The organism is Nannocystis pusilla, from assembly GCF_020073745.1.
GTDB lineage: Bacteria > Myxococcota_A > Polyangia > Nannocystales > Nannocystaceae > Nannocystis > Nannocystis radixulma.
Map to the genome: position 1 here is coordinate 15,246 of NZ_JAIRAU010000040.1, position 22,809 is coordinate 38,054.

Annotated in this window: 19 protein-coding genes and 1 riboswitch; of the genes, 13 read left to right on the forward strand and 6 right to left on the reverse strand. The window is 73.2% G+C overall.

Going from position 1 to position 22,809, the window contains the following annotated elements:
• Positions 1-87: 87 nt before the first annotated feature.
• The 5 genes from K7C98_RS28600 to K7C98_RS28620 all read right to left on the reverse strand — a co-directional run bounded on the left by K7C98_RS28600 (position 88) and on the right by K7C98_RS28620 (position 4,892).
• Entirely contained in the window at positions 88-1,599 is a 1,512-nt protein-coding gene (locus K7C98_RS28600) for an acetyl-CoA carboxylase biotin carboxylase subunit (protein WP_224194963.1), read from the reverse strand.
• 44 nt (positions 1,600-1,643) lie between these two features.
• The gene (locus tag K7C98_RS28605; protein WP_224194964.1) at positions 1,644-1,970 is read right to left on the reverse strand and encodes a hypothetical protein; all 327 of its coding nucleotides are present in this window, start codon (positions 1,968-1,970) and stop codon (positions 1,644-1,646) included.
• A gap of 13 nt (positions 1,971-1,983) precedes the next feature.
• Positions 1,984-2,544 carry a DNA-directed RNA polymerase subunit omega gene (gene rpoZ, locus K7C98_RS45545; RefSeq protein WP_276572717.1) on the reverse strand — a complete coding sequence of 187 codons (561 nt, stop codon included), beginning with the start codon at positions 2,542-2,544 and terminating at the stop codon, positions 1,984-1,986.
• Positions 2,545-2,632: 88 nt separating this feature from the next.
• Positions 2,633-3,064, reverse strand: a complete 432-nt coding sequence (locus K7C98_RS28615) for a DUF533 domain-containing protein (protein ID WP_224194965.1) — start codon at positions 3,062-3,064, stop codon at positions 2,633-2,635.
• A gap of 175 nt (positions 3,065-3,239) precedes the next feature.
• Positions 3,240-4,892, reverse strand: coding sequence for a hypothetical protein (locus K7C98_RS28620; RefSeq protein ID WP_224194966.1), 1,653 nt, complete (start codon positions 4,890-4,892; stop codon positions 3,240-3,242).
• A 177-nt stretch (positions 4,893-5,069) separates the two neighbouring features.
• A riboswitch (cobalamin riboswitch) is annotated at positions 5,070-5,303 on the forward strand.
• A gap of 175 nt (positions 5,304-5,478) precedes the next feature.
• Between K7C98_RS28620 and K7C98_RS28625 the strand changes: the two genes are divergently transcribed.
• From K7C98_RS28625 to K7C98_RS28665, 9 genes are all read left to right on the forward strand, one after another.
• Positions 5,479-7,674 (forward strand): TonB-dependent receptor plug domain-containing protein, encoded by a 2,196-nt coding sequence (locus K7C98_RS28625; RefSeq protein WP_224194967.1) that lies wholly within the window; start codon positions 5,479-5,481, stop codon positions 7,672-7,674.
• Positions 7,671-8,906: a hypothetical protein gene (locus K7C98_RS28630; protein ID WP_224194968.1), complete on the forward strand. Its 1,236-nt coding sequence runs from the start codon at positions 7,671-7,673 to the stop codon at positions 8,904-8,906. Before K7C98_RS28625 ends, K7C98_RS28630 begins: the two co-directional genes overlap by 4 nt.
• A gap of 49 nt (positions 8,907-8,955) precedes the next feature.
• Positions 8,956-10,140: a hypothetical protein gene (locus tag K7C98_RS28635; protein ID WP_224194969.1), complete on the forward strand. Its 1,185-nt coding sequence runs from the start codon at positions 8,956-8,958 to the stop codon at positions 10,138-10,140.
• A gap of 113 nt (positions 10,141-10,253) precedes the next feature.
• Complete coding sequence (locus K7C98_RS28640) at positions 10,254-11,132, forward strand: ABC transporter substrate-binding protein (RefSeq protein ID WP_224194970.1); 879 nt, start codon at positions 10,254-10,256, stop codon at positions 11,130-11,132.
• Complete coding sequence (locus K7C98_RS28645; protein WP_224194971.1) at positions 11,129-12,130, forward strand: FecCD family ABC transporter permease; 1,002 nt, start codon at positions 11,129-11,131, stop codon at positions 12,128-12,130. The genes K7C98_RS28640 and K7C98_RS28645 overlap by 4 nt, the downstream gene beginning before the upstream one ends.
• 496 nt (positions 12,131-12,626) lie before the next feature.
• Positions 12,627-13,679, forward strand: coding sequence for a hypothetical protein (locus K7C98_RS28650; RefSeq protein ID WP_224194972.1), 1,053 nt, complete (start codon positions 12,627-12,629; stop codon positions 13,677-13,679).
• Positions 13,680-13,964: 285 nt separating this feature from the next.
• On the forward strand, positions 13,965-15,494 hold the full coding sequence (locus tag K7C98_RS28655) for a hypothetical protein (protein WP_224194973.1): 1,530 nt from the start codon (positions 13,965-13,967) through the stop codon (positions 15,492-15,494).
• A gap of 268 nt (positions 15,495-15,762) precedes the next feature.
• Positions 15,763-16,794 carry a 3-oxoacyl-ACP synthase III family protein gene (locus tag K7C98_RS28660; RefSeq protein WP_224194974.1) on the forward strand — a complete coding sequence of 344 codons (1,032 nt, stop codon included), beginning with the start codon at positions 15,763-15,765 and terminating at the stop codon, positions 16,792-16,794.
• Between the two features lie 44 nt (positions 16,795-16,838).
• A complete protein-coding gene (locus tag K7C98_RS28665; protein WP_224194975.1) occupies positions 16,839-17,228 on the forward strand; it encodes a hypothetical protein in 390 nt (129 codons plus the stop codon).
• A gap of 77 nt (positions 17,229-17,305) precedes the next feature.
• Here the strand turns inward: K7C98_RS28665 and K7C98_RS28670 are convergent, their stop codons facing one another.
• A complete protein-coding gene (locus K7C98_RS28670) occupies positions 17,306-17,851 on the reverse strand; it encodes an RNA 2'-phosphotransferase (protein ID WP_224194976.1) in 546 nt (181 codons plus the stop codon).
• A gap of 393 nt (positions 17,852-18,244) precedes the next feature.
• Between K7C98_RS28670 and K7C98_RS28675 the strand changes: the two genes are divergently transcribed.
• From K7C98_RS28675 to K7C98_RS28690, 4 genes are read left to right on the forward strand one after another with little or no spacing between them, the layout of a single operon-like run.
• Positions 18,245-18,853 carry a CAP domain-containing protein gene (locus K7C98_RS28675; RefSeq protein WP_224194977.1) on the forward strand — a complete coding sequence of 203 codons (609 nt, stop codon included), beginning with the start codon at positions 18,245-18,247 and terminating at the stop codon, positions 18,851-18,853.
• A gap of 32 nt (positions 18,854-18,885) precedes the next feature.
• A complete protein-coding gene (locus K7C98_RS28680) occupies positions 18,886-19,581 on the forward strand; it encodes a CAP domain-containing protein (RefSeq protein ID WP_224194978.1) in 696 nt (231 codons plus the stop codon).
• 44 nt (positions 19,582-19,625) lie between these two features.
• Entirely contained in the window at positions 19,626-20,432 is an 807-nt protein-coding gene (locus K7C98_RS28685) for a DUF4159 domain-containing protein (RefSeq protein ID WP_224194979.1), read from the forward strand.
• A 12-nt stretch (positions 20,433-20,444) separates the two neighbouring features.
• Positions 20,445-22,790, forward strand: a complete 2,346-nt coding sequence (locus K7C98_RS28690) for a hypothetical protein (protein ID WP_224194980.1) — start codon at positions 20,445-20,447, stop codon at positions 22,788-22,790.
• Positions 22,791-22,809: the final 19 nt, after the last annotated feature.

Here is a 22,809-nt window from a genome sequence, read left to right on the forward strand (position 1 = left end):
AGCCGTGGTATGGCAAAAAAGCGCGGCCGGATCCATCGCCGTCGCCGCGTGCCTAGCTCACGCGACGCGCACGAAGATCCTGCGCCGTCAGCCGCGCCAGCGGGCCGAGCGGCGCCAGGCGGACACGTCGGGCTCGGCGCCTTGAGTCGACGCACCACGCGTCAACGACTGGCTCGCCCGCAACGCGGCGGCCGCGGCGATCGCCCGTGCGTCCGCGTCGCCGGCCACATGTTCGGCGACGAGGTCGGGGTGCTTGTCGATGTAGCGGGTCGAGAATTCACCCGCAAGGAAGTCGGGCTCGTCGAGGCAGCGCAGGTGAAACGCGAGGTTGGTCTCGATGCCGAGGACGACGGTGTCGCGCAGGGCCTCGCGCATGCGGGCCAGCGCCGCGGCGCGGTCGGGGCCCCAGGCCGTGATCTTGGCGATCATCGGGTCGTAGAAGCGCGAGACGACGCTGCCCGAGGCGACGGCGGTGTCGATCCGCAGGTTGGCGCCGACGGGCCAGCGCACCAGGCGGACCTGGCCCGGCGAGGGCAAGAACTTGCGCGGGTCCTCGGCGTAGACGCGGCACTCGACGGCGTGGCCGCGCAGCTCGACGTCGGCCTGGCTGTAGCCGAGCGGCTGTCCGGCGGCGACGCGGATCTGATCCCACACGAGGTCGCGTCCGCAGGTCGCCTCGGTCACCGGGTGCTCGACCTGCAGCCGCGTGTTCATCTCGAGGAAGTAGAAGCGCGGGCCCGAGGCTGTCTCTTCGAACAGGAACTCGACGGTGCCGGCGCCGCAGTAGTTGACGGCCTTGGCGGCGCGCACGGCGACCTCGCCCATGGCCTGGCGCACGGCGGGGGTCATCTGCGGGCTCGGGCTGGGGCTCTCCTCGATGACCTTCTGGTGGCGGCGCTGGACCGAGCAGTCGCGCTCGTTGAGGTAGACGGTCTCGCCGTACTGGTCGGCCATCAGCTGGATCTCGACGTGGCGAGCGCTGAGCACCGCGCGCTCCATCAACATCCGGTCGTCGCCGAACGAGGCCTTGGCCTCGCGCGCGGCGCCCTCGTACGCGCGGCGCAGCTCGCCCGCGTCGTGCACGATCCGCATGCCCTTGCCGCCGCCGCCCGCCGAGGCCTTGAGCATCACCGGGAAGCCGATCTCGCGCGCAGCGGCCTCGGCCTGGTCGGCGTCGGCGATGTCGTCGAAGCCCGGCACGACCGGCACGCCGGCCTCGCGCATGGCCTTGCGGGCGCCGGCCTTGTCGCCCATCACGTTCATCGCGTGCGCGCTCGGGCCGATGAACACGACGCCCGCCTCGCGGCAGGCTTCGACGAAGTAGGCGCGCTCGCTGAGGAAGCCGTAGCCGGGGTGGATCGCCTCGGCCCCGGTCGCCTTGGCGGCGGCGAGGATCCGGTCGATGCGCAAGTAACTCTCGGCCGCCGGCGCCGCGCCGATGTGCACCGACTCGTCGGCCATGGTGGTGTGCAGCGCGTCGCGGTCGGCGTCGCTGTAGACGGCGACCGTGGCGATCCCTCGCTCGGCGCAGGTCCGGAACACGCGCAGGGCGATCTCACCGCGATTGGCGACCAGGATCTTGCGAAAAGGCGGCGTCATGGCAGAACGCCGGATCGGTAGCACAAAACGCCGGACGGCGCGCCTCAGCGATGCGCGCGGCCGGGCTGCCACGGACCGAGCGCACCGGGCTGCTCGGGCGGCTTCCCCGGCTCGACGACCGCGGTCTCGGGCGCGGCGAGTGCCGGCGCGACGACCTCGGTGAGCGCGGCTTCATGTTCGCTGCCCTGCCCGCCCCCGGCGCTCGTAGGCCGGTCGGGCACGCCGATCGGCGTGGCCATCGGCGGGGGCGGCGGCGTGGGCCACAGCGGCGGGGGGGTCTTGTCGACGCACCCGCCGAAAGCGAGGAGCCCGAGCAGCACCACGAGCACCGAACGAGTGCTGCGGCGCGAGCTCGGGCCGGACGGACGCACCGGAGGTCCTCGCCTACTCGTCGTCCTCTTCGCCCTCGCTGCCGGAGAGCTCCTCGTCGTCGAGGCCCGCGTCGTCGAGGTCCTCGAGGCCGGCGGCGTCGTCGAGGTCGGGCGCCGGGCCCAGCTCCTCCTCTTCCTCGCTGGCCTCCTCGGCCTCGGTCTCGGTCTCCTCGACGTCGACGTTCTCGTCGCCCTCGGTGCTCTCGGGGGCCATGCCCACCTTCTCGAAGTCGGCGGTGAGCTCGGGGATCGTGTCACCCTCTTCCGACTCCTCCTCGCCCTCGATGACGCTGAAGGCCGCGGCCTCGAGGAAGGTGTTGTCGTTGCTGGTGAGCTTGAGCTTCTGCCGCTGCTCCTCGATGTACTCGAGCATCACGCCGGTGATCTGCTCGGCGTAGCGGACCTGGCCGCCCTCGATCTCGCGCAGCGCGGTCACGGCCTGCTTGTTGTCGCAGGCGACCTGCGCGGTGCCCTTGCCCTCGAGCAACGCCCGGGCCCGACGGGCGGCGAGGATCGTGAGGGCGAAGCGGTTGGGGATCAGCTCGAGGCAGTCTTCGACGGTGACGCGGGCCATGGGGGGCGGAGTATGGGGGGTGAGGGGCGAAGGCGCAAGTCCCGGCCGGAGGGCCCGGAAGGGCCGCCGGGGCCGGATCTGCGGCGGCTCACATCTCGATCAGGAGCTGCTGACCGCGCTCGCGCAGGTCGAGGGTGTCGCGGACCCAGGCGATGAAGGCGGTCGCGTGCTCGCGGCGGAAGTTGAACGCCTCGGCCAGGAACAGCAGCGCCTCCATCTCGCCGTCGACGATCTTGTTGTCGGCGAGGGCCGCGCAGACCGCCTGGTAGAACAGGAAGATCCGCGCCTCGCGGTGCTGGACCGACCGCGCCACGTTGGACAGGTCGGACGGGTGGGAGAACTCGCGGCGGACCAGGTCGCGCTCCTCCGGCAGGAGCATCATCTGGCCCATCAGCTCCTCGACGAAGTGACGTTCGCTGTCGGAGACCTGATTGTCGCGGGATGCCATGATCGCCACGGCGCGGGCGACAGCCACCTGCTCCTCGGGGGTGATGAGCTCTGCGATCGGGAAGTCGAGCATCCGCTTACTCCAGTCGGCCCAGGCTAACCCAACTCCCCGCCCCTGGATAGCCGGCGCGCAAATGCATCCGCGGGCCGGAAATCACCGCCGGACCGGCGTGCGGACAGCGAGCGGTCCGCGCGCCAGGCGGCGCCTGGGAGATCTACTCCGCGCGCCGCGGCCGACCGTCGCCGACTCACTCGGCGGCCTTGAGACGATCCGGACCGTGAAGCCAGCGCACGGACGTCGGCGCGACCTCGCTGGCGCCCTCGGGCGCGCGCAAGGTGAGGCGCTGCAGCTGCCGCCGATCGAAGTCGGCCGGCAGCGGCGCGACGATGTTGAGCGTGGTGCCGTGCGGCCGGACGCTGACCTGAGCGGCCACCGGCGCGACGCCGTCGGCGAACTCGAACTCGACGGTGTGCGTGGCGCTGCGGGGCGCGTCGATCGGCAGCGAGCCGGGCGCGGTCCACCACATCTCCTGGCCGTCGTCGATGGCGCCGAGGAGCAGCCCGCCCTCGCCCGGGCCCTCGCTGCCCGGCGCCGGCGCGCCCTCGAGGTCCCACGCGCTCAGGGTCCGGATCCGCTGGTACGTCGCGTTCCACTGCCAGTCCGACACCCACGTCGAGCCGCAGTAGCTCATGTAATCGGAGTGCGTGCTCGGGTGGCGCAGGCGGATGTCCTGGATGCCGAAGCCCCACACGCCGATGATGCCGTTGTCGTGCGGGTAGGTGCCGTCGTTGCCCTGCGAGTTGCCGCCGGGGCACTCGATGTGGCGGCGGCCCTGCGTGTGCCCGATCTCGTGGACGAAGGTCTCCTCGGGCTTGCCGATCATCTGACCGGCGGCGGCGCGGCGCGAGGCGTCGGACTTGCTGTCGCCGGTGATGTCGGCGGCGAGGCCGACGGTGCAGCCGGCCTGCGTGCCGCCGCCGGCGCCGATGCACGCGCCGCAGTTGTCGAACAGGCCGTAGTAGTAGACGTTCGGGTCGGCGCCCTCGGCCGTGCGCAGCTGGCTCATCTCGCTGACGAGGCGCGACAGGCCCTGGTACTCCGTCATGTCGAATCCCACCGCGTACGGCGCGTGGATGGTGAACTCGAGCTCCTCGAGCGCGTTCTGCTGGAACAGCGCCGACTTGAACTTGGCCTCGACCTCGGCGCCGTCGACGGTCGCCTGGCACTCGCCGTAGTCGTAGGCGACCGGCACGAGGACCACGCGCATCTTGGCGACCGTGTTCTCGATGCCGACGAAGGCCGCCCCGCTGTGCGGCGCCTGCGGCGGCACGTCGCCCTCGGGCGTGTCCTCCTGCCCCGGCGCCGTCTCCCACAGCGTGATGCTGTACTTGAGGCCAGGTTGGACGTCCTCGGCCTTGACCCCGAAGGAGAAGGTGCTCTTGAGATCGGAGTCGCGCGAGTCGCTCTCGACGAGCAGCATGTTCTTGTAGACCTTGTCGACGCCGCCCCCGGAGAGCTGCAGCCGCGCCTCGATCTCGCGCGGGGTCCAGTCCGCGGGCAGCTTGAAGTAGGCGCGGACCAGGGTGTCGCGACGCGCCGGCAAGTAGGCCACGCGCTCGGCTCCGGCGACCTCGCCGCCGTCCTTACCGATCATCACCGCCACGCCGGAGTTGGCCTCGACGCGGTCGATGACGATCCCCCCGCGCGCCGGGAACGGCTCGAACGCCTCGCCGGTCGTCGGCTCGCCGGTGGTGGTGTCGCCGGGAGGATCGGTGTCGGTGGCGCTCACACCGGCGGTGTCGGGCCCTTCCGTACCCGAGTTGGCGCTGAGGTCGTCCGAGCACGCGGGCGCGACCGACAGACAGAGGAGAGGCGCGAGAGCGATCGAGGAGCGCAGCATGTTTCGGAACTTACGTTTTCTTTATGGGCTTCTCAATTCGAAAAAACCCCGGCAGCCCGGGATAAGCACGCGAGGAATGTGTGAGTCAGCGCGCGATCGCGCCGTTGACAATCGCGCGCCCGATCGCGCACTAAGGCCCTCGTCGCGGGCAAAACAGGTCCGCGGCCCGTTGCTTGACAAGCCATCCGCGCACGCGGTCGGGCTGGATCTCCAGCCCGGTTCGAAGAGGGAAATCGGTGCGGTGCCTCGACTCACGTCGGGCGCGCCCATTCCGATGCGGCTCCCGCCACTGTGAACGGCGACGAGACCGACGACCCCGCGAGGGGACCCACTGCGGCTGAAGGCCGTGGGAAGGGCGTCGGTCGAGGATGACCCGTGAGCCAGGAGACCTGCCGCGTGCCACGTCCGTCCGCTCTGCGGGCGGGAGGTCGCGGGAGTTCGACCTCGGGCGCGCATGGCGTGGCCCCTGTCTCCCGCGATCCGCATTCACGGCCGCCGGCCGTGAGGGCTCCGGATCGGAGCCCGGTGAGACGGGAGTTCACTCGCCATCGCCCTCGCATCTCTCATACCGGGCCTCCGCGGCCTCGTGCGCGCTGCCGTCGCGGCGCTCGTGGTGATCCCGAGCGTCGCCACGGCGCGTCCGCCGGCGCGCGCGCCGGGGCCGTCCTCGCCGTACCGCACGGTCGTGCGCGCCGGTCGTGACGACGGCCTCGACGCCCAGCGCCGGCTCGACGCCCAGCGGCCCGGCTTCCATACCGCGATCGAGCTGGCCGCCGAACGCGGCGCGCGCTCGGCCGACGGCCTGCCGGAGATCCTCGCGCGCTCGGCCGGCGCCACCGTGCGCAGCCTCGGCGGCCTCGGTCAGTTCTCGGCGCTGTCGCTGCGCGGCTCGTCGGCGCAGCAGGTCGCGCTGTTCCTCGACGGCGTGCCGCTGTCGTCCGGCAGCGGCGGCGTCGTCAACCTCGCCGACCTCCCGCTCGACGCCCTCGGCGCGGTCACCATCTACCGCGGCCTGGTCCCGATCGCCTACGGCGGCGCGGCCCTCGGCGGCGCCGTCGACCTCGGCTCCGACCTGCGCTGCGACCCCGACCCGCGCCTGCGCGCCGGCGTCGGCGCCGGCTCGTTCGCCTCCCGCGAGGCCCGCGTCGGCGCCACCGTCCCGCTGCGGACCAGGTCGAGAGGACATGCCCGCCTGGACATGTCCAAAACGACATCCACGGCGCCACACTGCCTCGACCTGCGCGCCGGCTACACCGGCTCGGCCGGCGACTTCCGCTTCCACAACATCGGCGAGACCCCGCTCGACCCGAGCGACGACCGCCTCGACCGCCGCGTCAACAACGGCTACGACCGCCTGCTGACCCAGGTCGCGTTCCACGGGCGGACCGGCGGCCTGCGCTACAGCGTGCAGGAGCTGCTGTTCTTCAAGGAGCAGGGCGTGCCGAGCATGGCGACCGGCGCCCAGGCGCGTCACACCCGCCTCGCCACCATGTCGGCCCGCACCGTCGCGCGCGTGCGCCGGACATGGTCGAAAGGACACGTCGAGGGCGTGCTCGGCGTCCTCGCCGAGCACGTCCGCTTCCGCGATCCGGTCGGCGAGATCGGCCTCGCCCGCGACGACCTGCGCACCCGCGCCCTCGACCTCTACGCCTCGCCGCGCGGCCGGGTCGCCGCCTGGCGCGGCGCCGAGATCGGCCTGGTCGCCGACGTGCGCGGCGAGCTGGTCGGCGTCGACGAGCGCGCCGCCTCGATGGGCGGCCTCGGCACGACCGGCGACGCTCGCCGCCGACGCGTCGCCGGCGGCCTCGGCATCGAGCTCGACCAGCGCCTGCTCGCCGGGCGGCTGCAGCTGGCCCCGGCCGTGCGCCTCGACGTCCTGCGCAGCCGCTTCGCCGTGCCCGCAGGCGCGGGCGAGCAGAGCGACGAGGGCCGCGACCACACCAGCCTCGGCGTGTCGCCGCGGCTCGGCGCGCGCATGTCTCTTCGGCCAGGTATCAGCCTGCGCGCCAGCGCCGGCCGCTACTTCCGCCCGCCGACCCTGGTCGAGCTGTTCGGCGATCGCGGCTACGCCGTCGGCAACGAGGGCCTCCGGCCCGAGCGCGGCACCGGCCTCGACGCCGGCCTCGTCGTCGACACCGCGCCGGGCCGGACCAGCCTCTACGCCCACGCCGCCGGGTTCGTCACCTGGTCGCAGGACCTGATCGCGTGGGCGCAGACCGGCCCCTATCTCCGCCCGACCAACCTCGATCGCGCCCGCGTCGCCGGCCTCGAGGCCGCCGCCGCGCTGCGCCTGCTCGGCGGCGACCTCGAGCTGCGCGGCAACTACACCTTGCTGGCCACCCGCAACGGCAGCGCCGAGCCGTCGATGCGCGGCCAGCCGCTGCCCGGGCGCCCGCGCCACGAGCTGTTCGTGCAGGTCGCCGCCGGCCACGCCTACGACCTGCGCGGCTTCGCGTTCGCGCCGCGCCTCGGCGTCACCGTCGAGCACGCCGCGCGCACCTGGCTCGACCCCAGCGGCCGCTTCGAGGTGCCCGCGCGCACCCTCCTCGGCGCCTTCATCGAGCTGCACCTGCTCGGGCGGATCCACCTCGGCGCCGAGGTGCGGAACCTGCTCGGCGCGCGCGTCGCCACCTGGCACCCGCCGGTCGCCGGCAGCCCCGCGGTCACCGTCCCGATCAGCGACTTCTTCTTCTTCCCGCTCCCCGGCACCAGCCTCTGGACCACCCTGCGCGTCGACCTCCAGCCGCCGCGCCGCCCGCGAACCACGGAAAGACCCATATGACGAGCCGCCCCGCCCTCCTCACCACCGCCCTCGCCCTCGCCGCCTGCAACCCGGGCAAGGGCGACAGCGACACCGACACCGGCACTGAAACTGAAGGACAGGGCACGACGGACATGTCCCCGACGACAGGTGATGCGCCCGTCGTGCTCGAGCTCGACGCCCCGTGCGACTTCGGGCTCGAGCACGCGGACGAGCTGGCGCTGGTGACGAACGACTTCGTCGCCGCGCCCGGGCTCGGCCGCGTCGCCACCGGCGACATGGTGGTCACGCCCGACATCCTGCCGGCGAGCACCGACACCGCCCTCGGCGCGCACGCCGACTGGCTGGTCATGGTCCACCGCTTCGGCCAGAACCGCATCGACGTGGTCGACCGCGCCGGCGAGTGGCTGCTGCGCGGCTCGGTCGACGTCACCCACGCGGCCTCGGCCGATCCCAACCCGCAGGGCGTCACCTTCGCCGGCGACGGCCTCGCCTACGTCCCGCTGTTCACCGCGCCGGCCGTGCAGATCTACGACTTCTCCGCCGCCGAATCGGCGGCCTGGCTGCAGGGCGAGATCGATCTGTCGCCGTTCGCCGACGACGACGGCAGCCCCGAGGCCGGCGTCGCCCTCGCCTGCGGCCGCGTGCTGTTCGTCGGCATCCAGCGCCTGGTCGACTTCGTCCCGGTCGACCGGAGCTTCCTCGTGGCGATCGACCTCGACGCGCGCGCCGTCCTCGACCTCGACGCCGAGGCCGAGGGCGCCCAGGCGATCGGCCTCCTCGGCCCCTACCCCAAGCAGCTCCGCCGCGACCCCGCCGACGCCGCCGGCCACACCGCGCTGGTCCTGACCTCCGGCGTCGAGCGCGTCGACCTGACCCGTGGGACATCCGAGTGGGCGGTCGCCCCCGAGGTCCTGGCCGCGGCCGGCATCGACGGCTTCGACCCGCAGGCCTTCGCCGTCGCGCCCGACGGCGCCTCCGTGTTCATCACCGCCACCGACGGCGAGTTCCCGGGCGCCGCGGTGTTCCAGGTCGGCCTCGACGGCGCCGAGCCGGCCGAGCCGGTCAAGCTGTTCGGCGGCCTCACCTCCGGCGACCGCATGCTCGAGCAGCTCGGCGGCAAGCTGTGGTTCGGCGACGCCGACCCCGCCGGGCCCCGCGTGCGCGTGTGGGACATCGCCACCGGCTCCGAGCTGGTGAGCGAGGGCCTCGAGACCGCCGTCCCGCCGTGGGCCTTCATCCCCTTGCCCTGAGAGACAGGTTCTCATGAACATGTCCAATCGCACCTGTCTCTTTGTACTAATGGTCGCGGCCTGCGACGCCGCCGGTCCCCCGGTCGGCCAGGGCCCCCCGCCCTCCGACGCCCCGCCGCCGATCGCCGGCTGGCCGCAGCAGGTCGGCGCCTGTGTCGGCGAGGCGCAGGCGCCGACCCGCCTGCTCGTCACCACCACCGACCTCGCCACCGGGGGCGTCTCCGCCGTCGACCTCGCGGACCTCGCGGTGGCGCCCGACGTCGCGCTCGGCAGCACCGACGCCAAGCCGTTCTGGTACGGCGGCCTCGCCTACGTGCTGCACCGCTACGGCCTCGACGCCCTCGACGTGCTCGACCCCGACGACGGCTTCCGCCTGCTCGCCCAGCGGGCGATCGTCGCCGGCGACCCCGAGGTCGTCAGCGCCAACCCGCACGCGCTCGTGGTCGGCCCCGACGGCCGCGGCTACGTCAGCCTGTTCGGCGCCCCCGAGGTGCAGGTGTGGGACCTCGGCGACGCCGCAGATCCTGTCCTCGAGGGCAGGATCGATCTGACCCCGCTGGCCGACGCCGACGGCAACCCCGAGGCCTCCGACGTCCTGCTGTGCGGCGGCGTCCTGTTCGTCGCCGTCGACCGCGTCGACCAGGACAGGAGCCTGGTGCCGAACGAGCTGCAGGCGCGCCTGGCCGCGATCGACCTCGCCAGCGGCGCCGTCCACGACCTCGACCCGGCCGCCCCCGGCGCGCAGGGCCTGGCCCTGCGCGGCACCTGGGCCCGGCAGTTCCGCCTCGATCCCGCCGACCCCTCGGGCCGCACCGCGCTGGTCCTGACCACCGGCCTCGAGCGCGTCGACCTGTCCTCCGGGACATCCGAGTGGGCGGTCGCCGACACCCGCCTGCAGGCGGCCGGGCTGACCGACTACCGCCAGCCGCAGGCGTTCGACCTCGGCCCCGGCGGCGACGACATCTACCTCGCCGCCTACCGCGCCGAATTCGCCGAGGTGGCGATCTTCCGCGCCGCGCTCGACCGCGACGAGCCGCTGGTGGAGATCGCCGCGGGCCTGCAGTCGATCGAGCAGAGCCTCGAGGTCGTCGGCGACACCCTCTGGTTCGCCGACCGCGCCCACGGCGCCTCGGGCCTGCGGGCCTGGGACCTGCGCCAGGACCCCCCCACGCCGCTGCCGGGCACGCCGCTGGCGCTCGGCCTGGCCCCCTACGCGGCCGTGGCGCTGCCATGACGCCGCGCCGCGAGCCGGGCGACGTCCCGGGCGCGTGTCTCGAGCCGATCGGCGCCCGAGGGCGCCGCGGCGCAGGGTCGAAATGTCATGGCCCCCGCTCTACACTGCCCGCGGTGCCGCGCCGCCTCGCAGCTGTCCTTTTCGCCCTGTCCTCATGCACAGGCGAACCGGAGCCCGCGCGCGAGCCCGGCGACCCGCCGGCGCGGCGGATCGTCTCGCAGACGATCCTCAGCGACGAGGTACTGTGGGCGCTCGGCCCCGCGGCGCAGGCCCGCGTCGTCGGCGTCAGCGCCCTGGCCGACGACCCCCGCTACTCCGGCGCCGCCGGCGTGTGGCCGCCCGCCGTGCCGCGCCGCGCCCTCACCTCCGAGGGCCTGCTCGCGCTCCAGCCCGACCTCGCCGTCATCGCCAGCTTCACCGCGCCCGAGGTGCGCGAGCTGCTGTCGACCCACGGCGTGCGCCTGCTCGAGCTGACCCAGTTCCGCGGGTTCGCCGACTACCGCGCCCACGTGCGCCGGCTCGCCGCCGTCGTCGAGGACCCGGCCGCCGGCGAGCGCCTGGTCGCCGACCTCGACGCCCGCCTCGCGCGCCTGGCCGCCCGCGAGCCCGCGCCCCGCCTGGCCGCGATCAGCTGGGGCGACGGCCACGCCGCCGCCGCCGGCACCAGCTTCGACGACATCGCCGAGGCGGCTGGCCTTTCGAACCTGGCTAAAGAGAAAGGTCTCGAAGGACATGTACCAGTCGCGCTCGAGCTGATGGTCTCGTGGGACCCGCCGGTGATCGTCATCGCCTGCCCGGCCGCCGAGCCCGACGACCCCGCCTGCCGCGCCGCCGAGGCGGCCACCGCCGCGCTGCCGGGCGTACGCGCGACCGCGGCGGCCCGCGACGGCCGGATCGTCGCCGTGCCCGGGCGCGCGCTCACCAGCACCGGCGAGGGCATGGCGCGCGCCGCCGAGCTCCTCCAGGCCCGCCTGGGCGCGGGGCCGCCGTGAAGCGCAGCACCGCGCTGGCCGCCGCCGCGATCCCGCTCGCGCTCCTCCTGTCTCTTGGGACAGGCCCCGGAGACATCGGCCTCGGCGAGGCGCTGCGGACGGTCGCGCGCCGGCTCGCCGGCGACGAGCTCGACCTGCGCGGCGCGATCGTGTGGGACCTGCGGTTGCCGCGGGCGCTGCTCGCCGGGCTGGTCGGGGCCGCGCTGGCGGCCGCCGGCGCGCTGTGCCAGGGCCTGTTCCGCAACCCCATGGCCGACCCCGGGGTCCTCGGCGTCAGCTCGGGCGCCGCGCTGTTCGCCGTCGTCGGCCTGCTGCTCGGCCTCGACCGCGCCGGCCTGTGGGCGATCCCCGTCGTCGCCGCGGTGGGGGCCGCCGCCGCCATGGGCCTGCTCCTGGCCGCCGCCGGACGACGGGCCAGCCTCGCCGTCCTGCTGCTCGCCGGCGTCGCGCTCGGGGCCCTGTGCTCGGCGCTCATCACCGTGTGTCAGGCGCTCGCCTCGCACCAGTGGGACTTCGGCCTCAAGGTCGTCTACTGGCTCATGGGCAGCTTCGAGGGCCGCAGCTGGCCGCACCTGTCGTGGGCGTTGCCGCCGTGCGGCCTCGGCCTCGGCCTCGCGCTGTGGCTGCGGCGCGACCTCGACGCGCTGCACCTCGGCACCGACGCCGCCGCCTCGCTCGGGGTCGACCTCGCGCGCCTCCGCCTGCTCGTGGTCGTCGCCGTCGGCCTGCTCGTCGGCGCCGCGACCGCGCTGACCGGCGTCCTCGCGTTCGTCGGGCTCGTCGCGCCGCACGTCGCTCGCATGTCCTCGGGGCCAGGTCATCGCCTGCTCGTCCCGCTGGCCGCGCTGCACGGCGCGAGCGCGACGATCGTCGTCGACGCCGTCGCTCGCTCGGCCAGCGGCGTCGTGATCCCTCCAGGAGTGATCACGAGCCTCGTCGGCGCCCCGTTCTTCTTGTGGTTGTTGCGGCGTCGGGGCTTGCGCGGGCTCGCCAGCTGACGCGACGCTTGCACATGCATCGTCGCGCCGCATCGCGCGGGGCACGGGCGCACGCGGTCACCTGACCGCACCGCAGCACGCGCACGTCGATCGGAGGAGTGACTCGATCTGTGCCAGAGCATGCATTTCTGCGCCGCGCGACCACGGGTGTGGTGCGCCGCATGCGGCTCGTAGACCACGGCGATGATGTGCGCGACGTCGAAGTCGCTCCACCACAACATCTTGGGTAGAAGCGCGAGTTGAGGCCCACAACTTGTGTCCGTCGCTCGCGCGACGCGCGGACACAGGCGAGCGACTGTCACATTCTCACGCCTGTCGCTCGCACGACCCGCTCGCCGTCGATGCGGCCTTTACGCCAAGTGGCGCGGCAAATTCCTGGACGCGCGCACTGGACGGACCACCGCTTTCGGTTTCTTCTTGTCGACCTGATGAGCCAAGCCGCCGAACCCCCTCAGCGAGCTCAGCGGAGACGAAGGAGTGTAGCGGAATGAGATTGGTGCAACTGACAGCTCTCGCCTACATCGTCGCCGTCGTCACCGACGTCTTCGACGACGGCGCCAGCGCAGAGGCGGCGCACGAGCGCTTGTTCGACGACGGCTACGACGTCGACGGCGACCTGAGCAGCGCCCGGCGCAACGGCTCGAGCAGCCTGGACGAGGTCATGCCCCCGCTCACGCGTGCGACCGCGACCGTTCCTCCTGCGGTCGTCGAGACCGACGCCGACGAGGCGGCCTCCCGCGCCGCCGATCGCGCAGAGGTCGCGAAGTTCCTGCCCCGTCAGTGCGTTCACGGCGTCGACGAGCAGCGCCCGCGGCTGACGCGGAACGAGCAGAAACGGACCTATGCCGTGCTCGCCCACGTCGTCAAGCGGCTCAAGGCCAGCGACGACTTTCTCAAGCTGCTCCAGCTGGTCGCCGCGCGCGAGTCGAGCCTGCAGCAGGGCCTCGTGCATCGCCTGTCACCTGACCTCGAGGCCAGCCTAGCCGCGTGGCGCAAGACCGCCAACCTCTACGAGGGTAACCCGCACCACGCCGAGCCCGACCACTGGCAGACCTACGGCCTATTCGGCATGAACTCCAACTACTTCACGCAGGTCTGGGACAACCAGGCCGACCCGCGCGTGCTGTGCGACGCGATCGTCGACATCCTGGTCTACCGGCGCGCCGTCGTCCGCGTGATCCGCAAGGCGGGATCTGCCATCGAGTGCACCGACGCCCAGGGCCGCCGCTTCCAGCACACCACCCGCGCCACCTGGGAGACCGTCCATCGCGCCGTCAGCGGCGGCAAGCTGTGCCCGAGCAAGAGCGAGAACGTGGCCGCGATCATGGGCAAGTACTTCCGCGGCCGCGCGGCCAAGTTCGGGCTCGACCCCGACAAGCCGGTCACCACCAAGATGCTCGGCGTCGAGCCGACCCGCGCCCTCGACGGCACCACGTGGGCCGACCAGGAGGCCGTGGTCATGGGGCTGTGGGCCGAGCTCGAGGCCGAGTGGGCCGTGCATCCGATCGACGCCGACGAGCCGGTGAAGATCGCCCGCAAGGGCAGCTAGAGCCGCGACCGGGTCGTCGCCGCAGAACGGCCAAATACTCACATCGCGGCGCCCTGGCCGAGGCGGCCTCCGGACCCCCGACTGTCACTGTCGCCGCCCGGCCCCCCCTGAAACGTCGCCCGCGCACTCCGACCCGCTTCGGACCTGGCCGCCCGGCTCGCGCCGCAAACCCCGTACGGCTCCCTCGCCAGCCTCCCCGGCGGTCCCCGGGGTCGCCAGCGCGCGCCGTCCCCGCTGGCGGACCGGCGCCCCGCCCGCTATCTTGATCCGGTGCTCGCTCGTACGTTGCACCTTAACTTATGGTTGTTGACTGCGGCCGTCGCCGCGGTGGCATGTGACCCTCCGGACAGCTTCACGCCGAAGCCGGAGCCCTCGCCCGGCGCCCCGGGCCCAGCCGCGCTGGCAGCCCCTGAAGGCGGCGGCCAGCTGTGCGGCGAGAACATCGCCATCGACCTGCGGCGCTCGCTCGTCCTGAGCGAGTTCACGGTGATGGAGCCGTTCACGTTCACGCGGGTGGTCGAGCAGATCCTCGCCACCAGCCCCGCGCCGAACGTCACGCCGACGCAGCTCTACCAGCGCTGGTGGGACTTCTTCAACGAGGGGCCCGGCCTCCACCCCGACGCGTTCCACTGCGACGACGAGCTCGTCGACGGCGCGCCGGCCATGGGCGCCTTCCCGCACGCCTGCCCGCGCCCCGAGGGTCAGCTCGCCGACACCGACCCGTTCGACGACCCGCTGAACAACCCCGACTCGTACATCGCGCTCGGCGTGTTCAACCGCTTCGACCTCGCCCCGCTCGACGGCAGCAACTGCGGCGAGTACCGCATCGTGTTCGCCAAGCAGTCGGGCCTGTTCGACACCAACGACCGCAACCTCATCATCTTCGAGGCCGCGCTGCCCAACCCGAACCCGAGCTGCGGCATCGAGGGTTGCCGGCCGATCGCGCAGTTCTGGGCCGACCTCAGCCAGATCGACGACATCACCGAGATCCGCGACCGCGTCGAGGACTTCTACTTCGTCGACGCCGCCGGCGCCGGGCCCGTCGTGCACGCCGACAACTACGGCCCCAGGGGCGGCCAGATCCGCACCAACCAGTTCATGAACGGGCCGAACGCCTGGCAGCTGCGCCAGTTCGAGTTCGTCCACGACTGCGGCGAGTTCGCCTGCATCAAGCCCACGCTCCTCAAGGACAACCCGTTCCCCGAGCTCTTCCAGGACGACTCGCCGTGGCTCGGCGCCGAGGCGTTTCAGGAGTGGTTCGTGCGCCAGGTGCCCAACCTCGAGAAGGCCGGCAGCAACCTGTTCTTCACCACCGACGTCGGCACCTTCGCCTCGGGCGCCAGCAACTCCGAGGGCGAGTTCGACAACTACCGGATCCAGGCCGGCTTCGGCGGCTCGTTCCGCCAGAAGATCGAGGACGCGATCACCGTCCCGGGCCTCACCGCCGACAACATCCTCAACCGCGCGCTCGCGCTGTCGTGCGCCGGCTGCCACGAGCACAACAACTTCGGCGAGAACCTCGAATTCGGCGACGGCCTGCCGTGGGAGCCGAGCCTCGGGTTCGTCCAGATCAGCGAGGAGTTCACCGCCGAGGGTCCGTTCGGCACCCGCTTCCCGCTGTCCGACGCGGTCCGCTTCGTGTTCCTGCCGCACCGCGGCGAGGTCCTGCAGAACTTCCTGGCCGAGACCGCCTGTCAGCCGTGCAGCGACAAGGGCCTCAAGATGTTCGGCCCGCCCGACCCGAGCAAGTTCCTGCCCGACGGCTTCGACAGCATCGAGGGCATGACGATCGGCGGCCCGCGCCGCGGCCACTGAGCGCGGGCGCCCGGCGCCGCGTCGCTCCTCGCGCCGGTGCCGCGCCCGACTCCGACGCGACGCGAACACATCGACGAAACCATGACCGACGGGCGACGCAGCCCGCGTGGTCGAGCACCGGCGAGCGGCGCCTCGCAACGCCGCGTCGATGCCCGCCTGCCGGCATCTGCGGCACGGCGGGCGGATCGGAGCCGGTCGTTCGCGACCCTTCGGAGTGACCTGGCCGGGTGGGACGTGCGTGTTAGACTGCGCCGCCGGAGGACCCGCCGTGGTCAACGCCTACATCTCAGGGACAGGTTCCTACGTGCCGCCGCGGGTCGTCAGCAACGACGCCCTGATCCACGAGTTCGGCGTCGACACCACGCACGAGTGGATCGTCCAGCGCACCGGCATCGAGGCCCGGCGCTTCGCCGAGGCCGGGGTGGGCACCGCCGACATGGCCGCCGAGGCCGCGCGCGCCGCCCTCGCCGACGCCGGTCTGCAGGCCCACGACCTCGACCTCATCATCGTCGCCACCCTCTCGCCCGAGCACGCCTTCCCGGGCAGCGGCGTCTACCTCCAGCGCAAGCTCGGCCTGTGCGAGGGCGACGACGCCAAGTTCGTGCCCGCCCTCGACGTCCGCAACCAGTGCTCCGGCTTCCTCTACGGCCTGTCGACCGCCGTCGCCCACGTACGCGCCGGCATGGCCCGCCACGTCCTCCTGGTCGGCGCCGAGACCCACTCCGCCGCGCTCGACCTCTCGCCCGAGGGGCGCGCCGTCTCGTCGTTGTTCGGCGACGGCGCCGGCGCGGTGATCGTCTCCGCCACCGACGAGGACCGCGGCGTGCGGGGCGTCTGGCTCGGCGCCGACGGCCGCTTCGCCGAGGTCCTGTGCCAGAAGATCTGGGACATCCGCCGGCGCCCCTTCGTCGCCAAGAACCCCGACCGCAGCGGCACTGTCCCGGCGGACATGTTGTGGGCCAGCATGGACGGCAAGGTCGTGTTCAAGCACGCCGTCGCGGCCATGGTCGGTTCGCTCATGCGCGCCTGCTCGAGCCTGTCGCTCGACCTGCAGGACATCGACCTCTTCTACTTTCACCAGGCCAACCTGCGCATCAACCAGTTCATCGCCCAGCAGCTGCAGATCGGCGAGGACCGGGTGCCGCACAACATCGAGCGCTACGGCAACACCACCGCGGCCACCATCCCGCTGCTGCTCGCGGAGAGTGCGCGAGACGGGCGCCTTGTGCGCGGTAAGAAGATCGCGATGGTCGCGTTCGGCAGCGGATTCACCTGGGGCGCCGCTATCGTCGACTGGTGAGGCCCGGCACACCCCCCCGCCCTGGCATCGATCAGGGTAACAGCGTGGTCCGCCGCGCTACCTTGCTCCTCGTCCTCGCCGCGTTCGGGTGCGCCCCGACGACGTCGACGCAGGCGCCGCCGGAACGGCCCGCCGCGCGCGCCGAGGCCGCGCGGACCCAGCCGCGCCGGCCGCCTGCCGTGTTCGTCCAGGCCATCACCGAGCTCGAGCGCAACCCCAACCTCTGCCTCCGCCTCGTCGGCCCGCGCGCCGAGCCTGTCCGCAAGGCCATGTTGCGAGCCGCCCGCGGCCGCATCGACGACGCCCGCATCGTCGTCGACCCCGACCCGGTGGAGCCCGCCCTGCGCCCCGTCGAGTACCGCTTCTTCGTCCCCGCCTCGGCCGCCTCCCGCGGCCCGAGCCTGCAGACGATCCACGCCTACATGCCGCAGTGAACCGGTTCGCGTGTCCGTACGGACATGTCCATCTCGACATGCCCGATCGGCCATGGTCCTGAAGACACTCGCCGCCCTCACGGCCCGCTGAGGTAGTGCGGCGGCACGTGTTCGACCAGCCACACCCCGTTCGCCGCGCGGTAGAACACGATCCCCGCCGCCGCCATCGCCGCCGCGTCGACCCGCAGCACCGCGGGGCGGCCGTGGCGCGCGCCGACCTTGTGGGCGGTGGCCGCGTCGGCCGACAGGTGCACGTGATGGCGCTGCATCTTCGACAGCCCGTCGCGGAGGATCGCCGCCAGCGAGCGCTCGCCTGTCCCGTGGTACAGGATCGGCGGAGGCACCGCCGGCGTCAGATGCAGGTCGACGTCGACGCTGTGCCCCTGGTTGGCGCGGATCTTCGTCTTCGCGGCGTCGAACGCGAAGCGCTGCTTGTCGCTCGTGCGCACCACCTCCTCGAGCTCCGCCCGCGAGATCGGCCGCCGCTTGCGCGCGCACGCGGCGAGCAGCGCCTCGACCGCCACCCAGCCTCCCGGCTCGAGCTCGAGGCCGAGGCCGGCGGGATCGTGGCGCAGGTGCAGCGCGAGGAACTTGCTGATCCGGACCCGCTTCTCCGTGTCCATCGCCGTCACGATCGTCGATCACGTCGCGTCGGCAAACCCCCTGACAGCGCTGTCACGCGGGATCCGTCAGCACCCGGGCACGGGCGTCGCGCGATCTCCCGGCCGCCTCGGGCCCCTGCACCAAAGCCAAGTTATTCCCACGACTTCCACGCCAGGCCCCGGGGTTGCAATCCCAGTCTGGCACGGACGGCGCGCCCCTTCCTCCGCTTCTTTGCGAGCCGCCCCGACCTTGGCTTATTTGGCTTGACGACTGACTTATCCCTGAACTTGGCCCTCTTCTAACTTAGCCCTCCGCCATCCGCACCACCCCATCGGGTCGAGCCACGCTCGGCCCGATGCTCTTTGGTCGCCGGCGGTCTGCGCCCCCGAGTTTTCGGCTATCGTCGGCGGACCATGTCCTTCGCGCTCCGCGGCGCGTGCATCGGCGCGCTCCTCCTCGCCTGTGACAGCGCCCTCCCGCCGGAGGAGGAGCCGGCCCCCGAGGTCCCCGAGCTCGCCGCGTGCGAGCCCGTGACCGCCGACACCTGGCCCGAGGCGTGGTCCGTCGCCGAGCGCGAGGTCCTGGCGCGGATCAACGCCCTGCGGGCCGAGGGCGGCACCTGCGGCGCGCTGCAGTTCTCCCCCGCCCCGCCGCTGGCGATGCACCCGCTGCTGCGCTGCGCCGCCCGCCTGCACAGCGACGACATGATCGAGCGCGCCTACGTCAGCTCGGTCGATCCCGACGGCCTCGGCGTCGGCCCGCGCCTCGCCGCCCTCGGCTACGACCCCGCCACCTTCAGCGAGATCGTCGCGGTCGTCACCGAGGACGACGTCGACGAGGCCGACGACGCCGCCGACGTCGTCACCGCCTGGCGCGACAACCCCACCAGCTGCTGGCAGCTCTACGCGCGCGAGCTCACCCACGTCGGCGTCGGCGGCCTCGAGGGCACCTACGCCGTCAAGGACCCCGAGGCGGTCAAGCGCGCCGCCTACTGGACCGTCACGCTGGCGACCCCGCGCTGACGCCGGCCGCGCGCCTCTGCTACCCTGCCGGCATGTCGGCGCGCCTGCGGCTCACCTGTCTCTTGGTACAAGTCTGTTCGGCCATGTCCCTCGGCGCAGCTTGTGGCGACGACGGCGGCTCGACCGACACCGACCCGACCAACGCCGCGGCCACCGACGACCCGACCGGCGGCACGGCCACCGACGATCCGACCGGAGCCGCCACCGACGACCCGACCATGGGCACCACCGGCGCGGCCGAGGACCCGTGGATGACCCCGTACTGCTACACCGTCGCCGACAAGAAGTGGCTGGCCGCGTGGATCGAGCGCGAGGACGAGGTCGTGACCCTTGTGAACGCCGAGCGGGCGGCCGGCGCCGACTGCCGCAGCGCCGGCGAGTTCGCCCCGGCCGAGCCGCTCGCGGTCGAGCCGCGGGTCCACTGCGCCGCGCGCAAGCACGCCCAGGACATGGGCGAGCGCGACTTCTTCGACCACGTCGACCCCGACGGCGAGGGTCTTCAGGCCCGCCTCCAGCACGCCGGCTACCCGGCCGAGCTGTTCGGCGAGACCATCGCCGCCGGCACCATCGATCCCGCCTTCACCGTCGAGAAGTGGCTCGAGGACGACGAGTTCTGCGCCATCCTCATGACCCCCGACTACGTCCACATCGGCCTCGGCTTCTACGAGGGCCCCGGGAGCCTCACGTATTACTGGACCCTCGACATGACCAAGCCGCTGCCGGAGTGACTCTGCCTGACCCCGGCCGCGCCGCGGTGCTATCCTCGCCGCTCATGCTCCGCACCCGTCGCAGCCTGCTCGCCGGCGCCGCCGGCCTCTGCGCCGCCGCCGCGACCCGCCCGCTGCGGGCCCAGGAGCCCGGCCTGTTCGGCCCGCTCATCGGCGACGAGTTCCGCGAGCCGACCGCCGTCCTCACCGTCGACCTGCCGCAGCTGCAGTACCCCGGCAAGTGGAACCCGCGCCCCGGGGCCATGCGCGAGCTCGCCGTCGAGCTGCGCCTGCGCACCCGCCTCGAGCCCGTGCGCGAGCCCAGCGTCGTCACCGCCGAGTCGCGCAAGTTGTTCGACACCCCGTTCCTCTACGTCGCCGGCGAGGGCCAGCTGCCCGCCCTCGGCGGCGCCGCCGAGACCGCGCTCGGCCGCTTCCTCGACCTCGGCGGCATGATCCTCTTCGACGCCGCCGACGGCGGCACCGACCTCGGCTTCGAGCGCGACGTCGCCGCCCTCCTCGGCCGGATCTTGCCCGGCGCCGCGCTCACCCGCGTCGCCGCCGACCACGTCCTCTACCGCTCCTTCTACCTCGTCGACACCCCGCTCGGCCGCACCAACACCTTCGACCACGTGCTCGGGATCCACGAGGAGGGCCGGCTCAAGGCGCTCCTCGTCCGCAACGACCTCGGCGGCGCGCTGGCCCGCGGCGAGAGCGGCCTGTTCACCTGGCCGTGCACCCCCGGCGGCGCCGATCAGCGCGAGTGGGCCTTCCGCTTCGCCGTCAACATCCTCCTCTACGCCACCTGCACCGACTACAAGGCCGACCGCGCCCACGTCGAGACGCTCCTCCGCAACCGGCGGTGGCGCTGAGCCGCGAACCTCATGGAGCGCTGGCGGATCACCGCGGGCCACGTGCCCGGCCCCTTCGGCCTCGCCCTCGTGCTCATCGCCGTGGTGTTCGCCATCGTCGAGGCCGCGCGGGCCTACCGTAAACCTGTCCCCGGGGTCAGCCCGCGCCTGCGCGCCGGCCTGTTCGCCCTCCGCTGCGCCGGCGCCCTCGCCCTGCTCGCCGTCGCCCTCGAGCTCTCGCTCAGCTTCGAGACCACCAGCGCCGCCGGCCCGCGCCTCGTCATCCTCGCCGACGACAGCGCCAGCATGAGCATCGCCGACGCCGGCGCACCTGGCCAGGAGGCCATGCGCCGCGTCGACCGCGTGCGCGACCTGTGGCAGCGCTCCGCCGACGCGCGCGCCGCCTGGAAGGAGCAGGGCCTGGCCGTCCAGGTGCGGCGCTTCGGCGAGGGCAGCGAGGCGCTCACCGGCGAGGCCGAGGCCAACCTCGAGCTCACCGCGCGCCAGCCCGCCAGCGACCTCACCCGCGCCCTCGCCGAGCTCGCCGCCGTCGACCCCGCCGTCGACCCGCGCCCGCTCGCCGGCGTCATCGTCCTGTCCGACGGCCTCTTCGACCGCACCGACCGCGGCGCCGACGACCCGCTCGTCCTCGCCGCCCGCGAGCTCGGCGTCCCGATCACCACCGTCAGCGCCGGCGCCCCGCACCTCGTCGACCTCGCCCTCACCGAGCTGCGCGCGGGCGAATTCGCCTTCGTCGAGAACGTCGTCGAGTTCGCCGCCGACATCGAGGCCCACGGCCTCGAGGGCGCGCGCACCGAAGTGGTTTTGCGGCGCGACGGCCAGGTCGTCGCCACCGAGCCGTTCGTCGCCCCCGCGAGCGGCGAGACCACCGTCCGCTTCGAGGTCGCCCCCGATCGCGTCGGTCAGTTCGTCTACGAGATCGAGGTCCGCCCGGTCGAGGGCGAGGCCAGCCCGCACAACAACCGCCGCGCCTTCGTCGTCAAGGTCCTGCGCGACAAGGTCCGCGCGCTGCACGTCGCCGGCCGGCCCGACTGGGACGTCCGGGCGCTGCGCACCCTCCTCGGCCGCGACCCCAACGTCGAGCTGCTCAGCTACTACATCTTGCGCGGGGCCGACGACGCCGACCGCGAGGATCCGCTGGCGCCGCTGTCGCTGATCGCCTTCCCCACCGACGAGCTGTTCAAGGAGCAGCTCGGCAGCTTCGACCTCGTCATCCTCCACAACTTCGACGCCCTCAACCACCAGGTCGGCCGCTACCTGCCCGACATCGGCCGCTACGTCGAGGAGGGCGGCGCGCTGGTGATGATCGGCGGCGACATGGGCCTCGCCACCGGCGACTACCCCGCGCCCGCGCTCTCGGCCGTCGTCCCCGTCGACCTGCGCGTGCCCACCGGCCTCGACACCGAGGCGTTCCGCCCGGCCGTCACCGACGCCGGCCGCCGCCACCCGATCACCGCGTGGATCGATCACAGCGGCCTGTCCGATTGGTCAGCCTTGCCCGCGCTCGACAGCTACAACCCGGCCAAGCTCGCGCGGCATGAGGCCGAGATCGGCAGCGCCGTGCTGCTGCGCCACCCCGAGGGCGGCCCGCTGCTCACGATCGCCGAGCCCGGGCGCGGCCGCGTCCTCGTGCTCAGCACCGGCGCCAGCTGGCGGCTCGGCTTCCACGCCGACCTCCCGATCGTCGACGGCGCGCGTCCTTACGATCTCCTGTGGCTCGGCGCGATCCGCTGGCTGCTGCGCGACAGCGCCGCCGATCGCCTGACCCTCGAGACCGACCGCCCCACCTACCTCCTCGGCGCCCCGATCACCCTGCGGGCCGCCGCGCTCTCGCCCTCGTACGCCCCCGAGGCCGGCGTCGAGGTCGCCTGGCGCGTCCAGCCGCTCGGGCACGCGGCCGACGATCCCGGCGCCGATCCCAACGCCCCCGTCACGATCCTGTCCCAGGGGACATGGACCACCGACGCCCTCGGGCGGGCCAGCGAGACCCTCGGCGGCGGCCTGAGCGTCGGCGCCTACGAGGCCGTGGCCCAGCGCGCCGGCGACGAATCGGCCGGCGCGGCGCAGCAGGCCCGCCGCGTCTTCCTCGTCCAGGCCGCCGGGCGCGAGCTCACTCGCCTCGCCAGCGGCCCTGGCGACGAGCGGCTCGAGCGGCTCGCCGAGGCCACCGGCGGTCGCTGGTTGCGCGCCGGCGACGGGCTGCCGGCCGAGCCCCCGCTCAAGGCCGAAAGGCAGGACCGCGAGCGCGTCGACAGCCGGCGCGACGTCCCGGTCTGGAGCGGCGGCTTCGCCATGCTCCTGCTCGTGCTCTGCCTCGGCGGCGAGGTCCTCGTGCGCCGCCGGATCGGCCTCGCCTGATCGCGCACGTGCGCCCCTC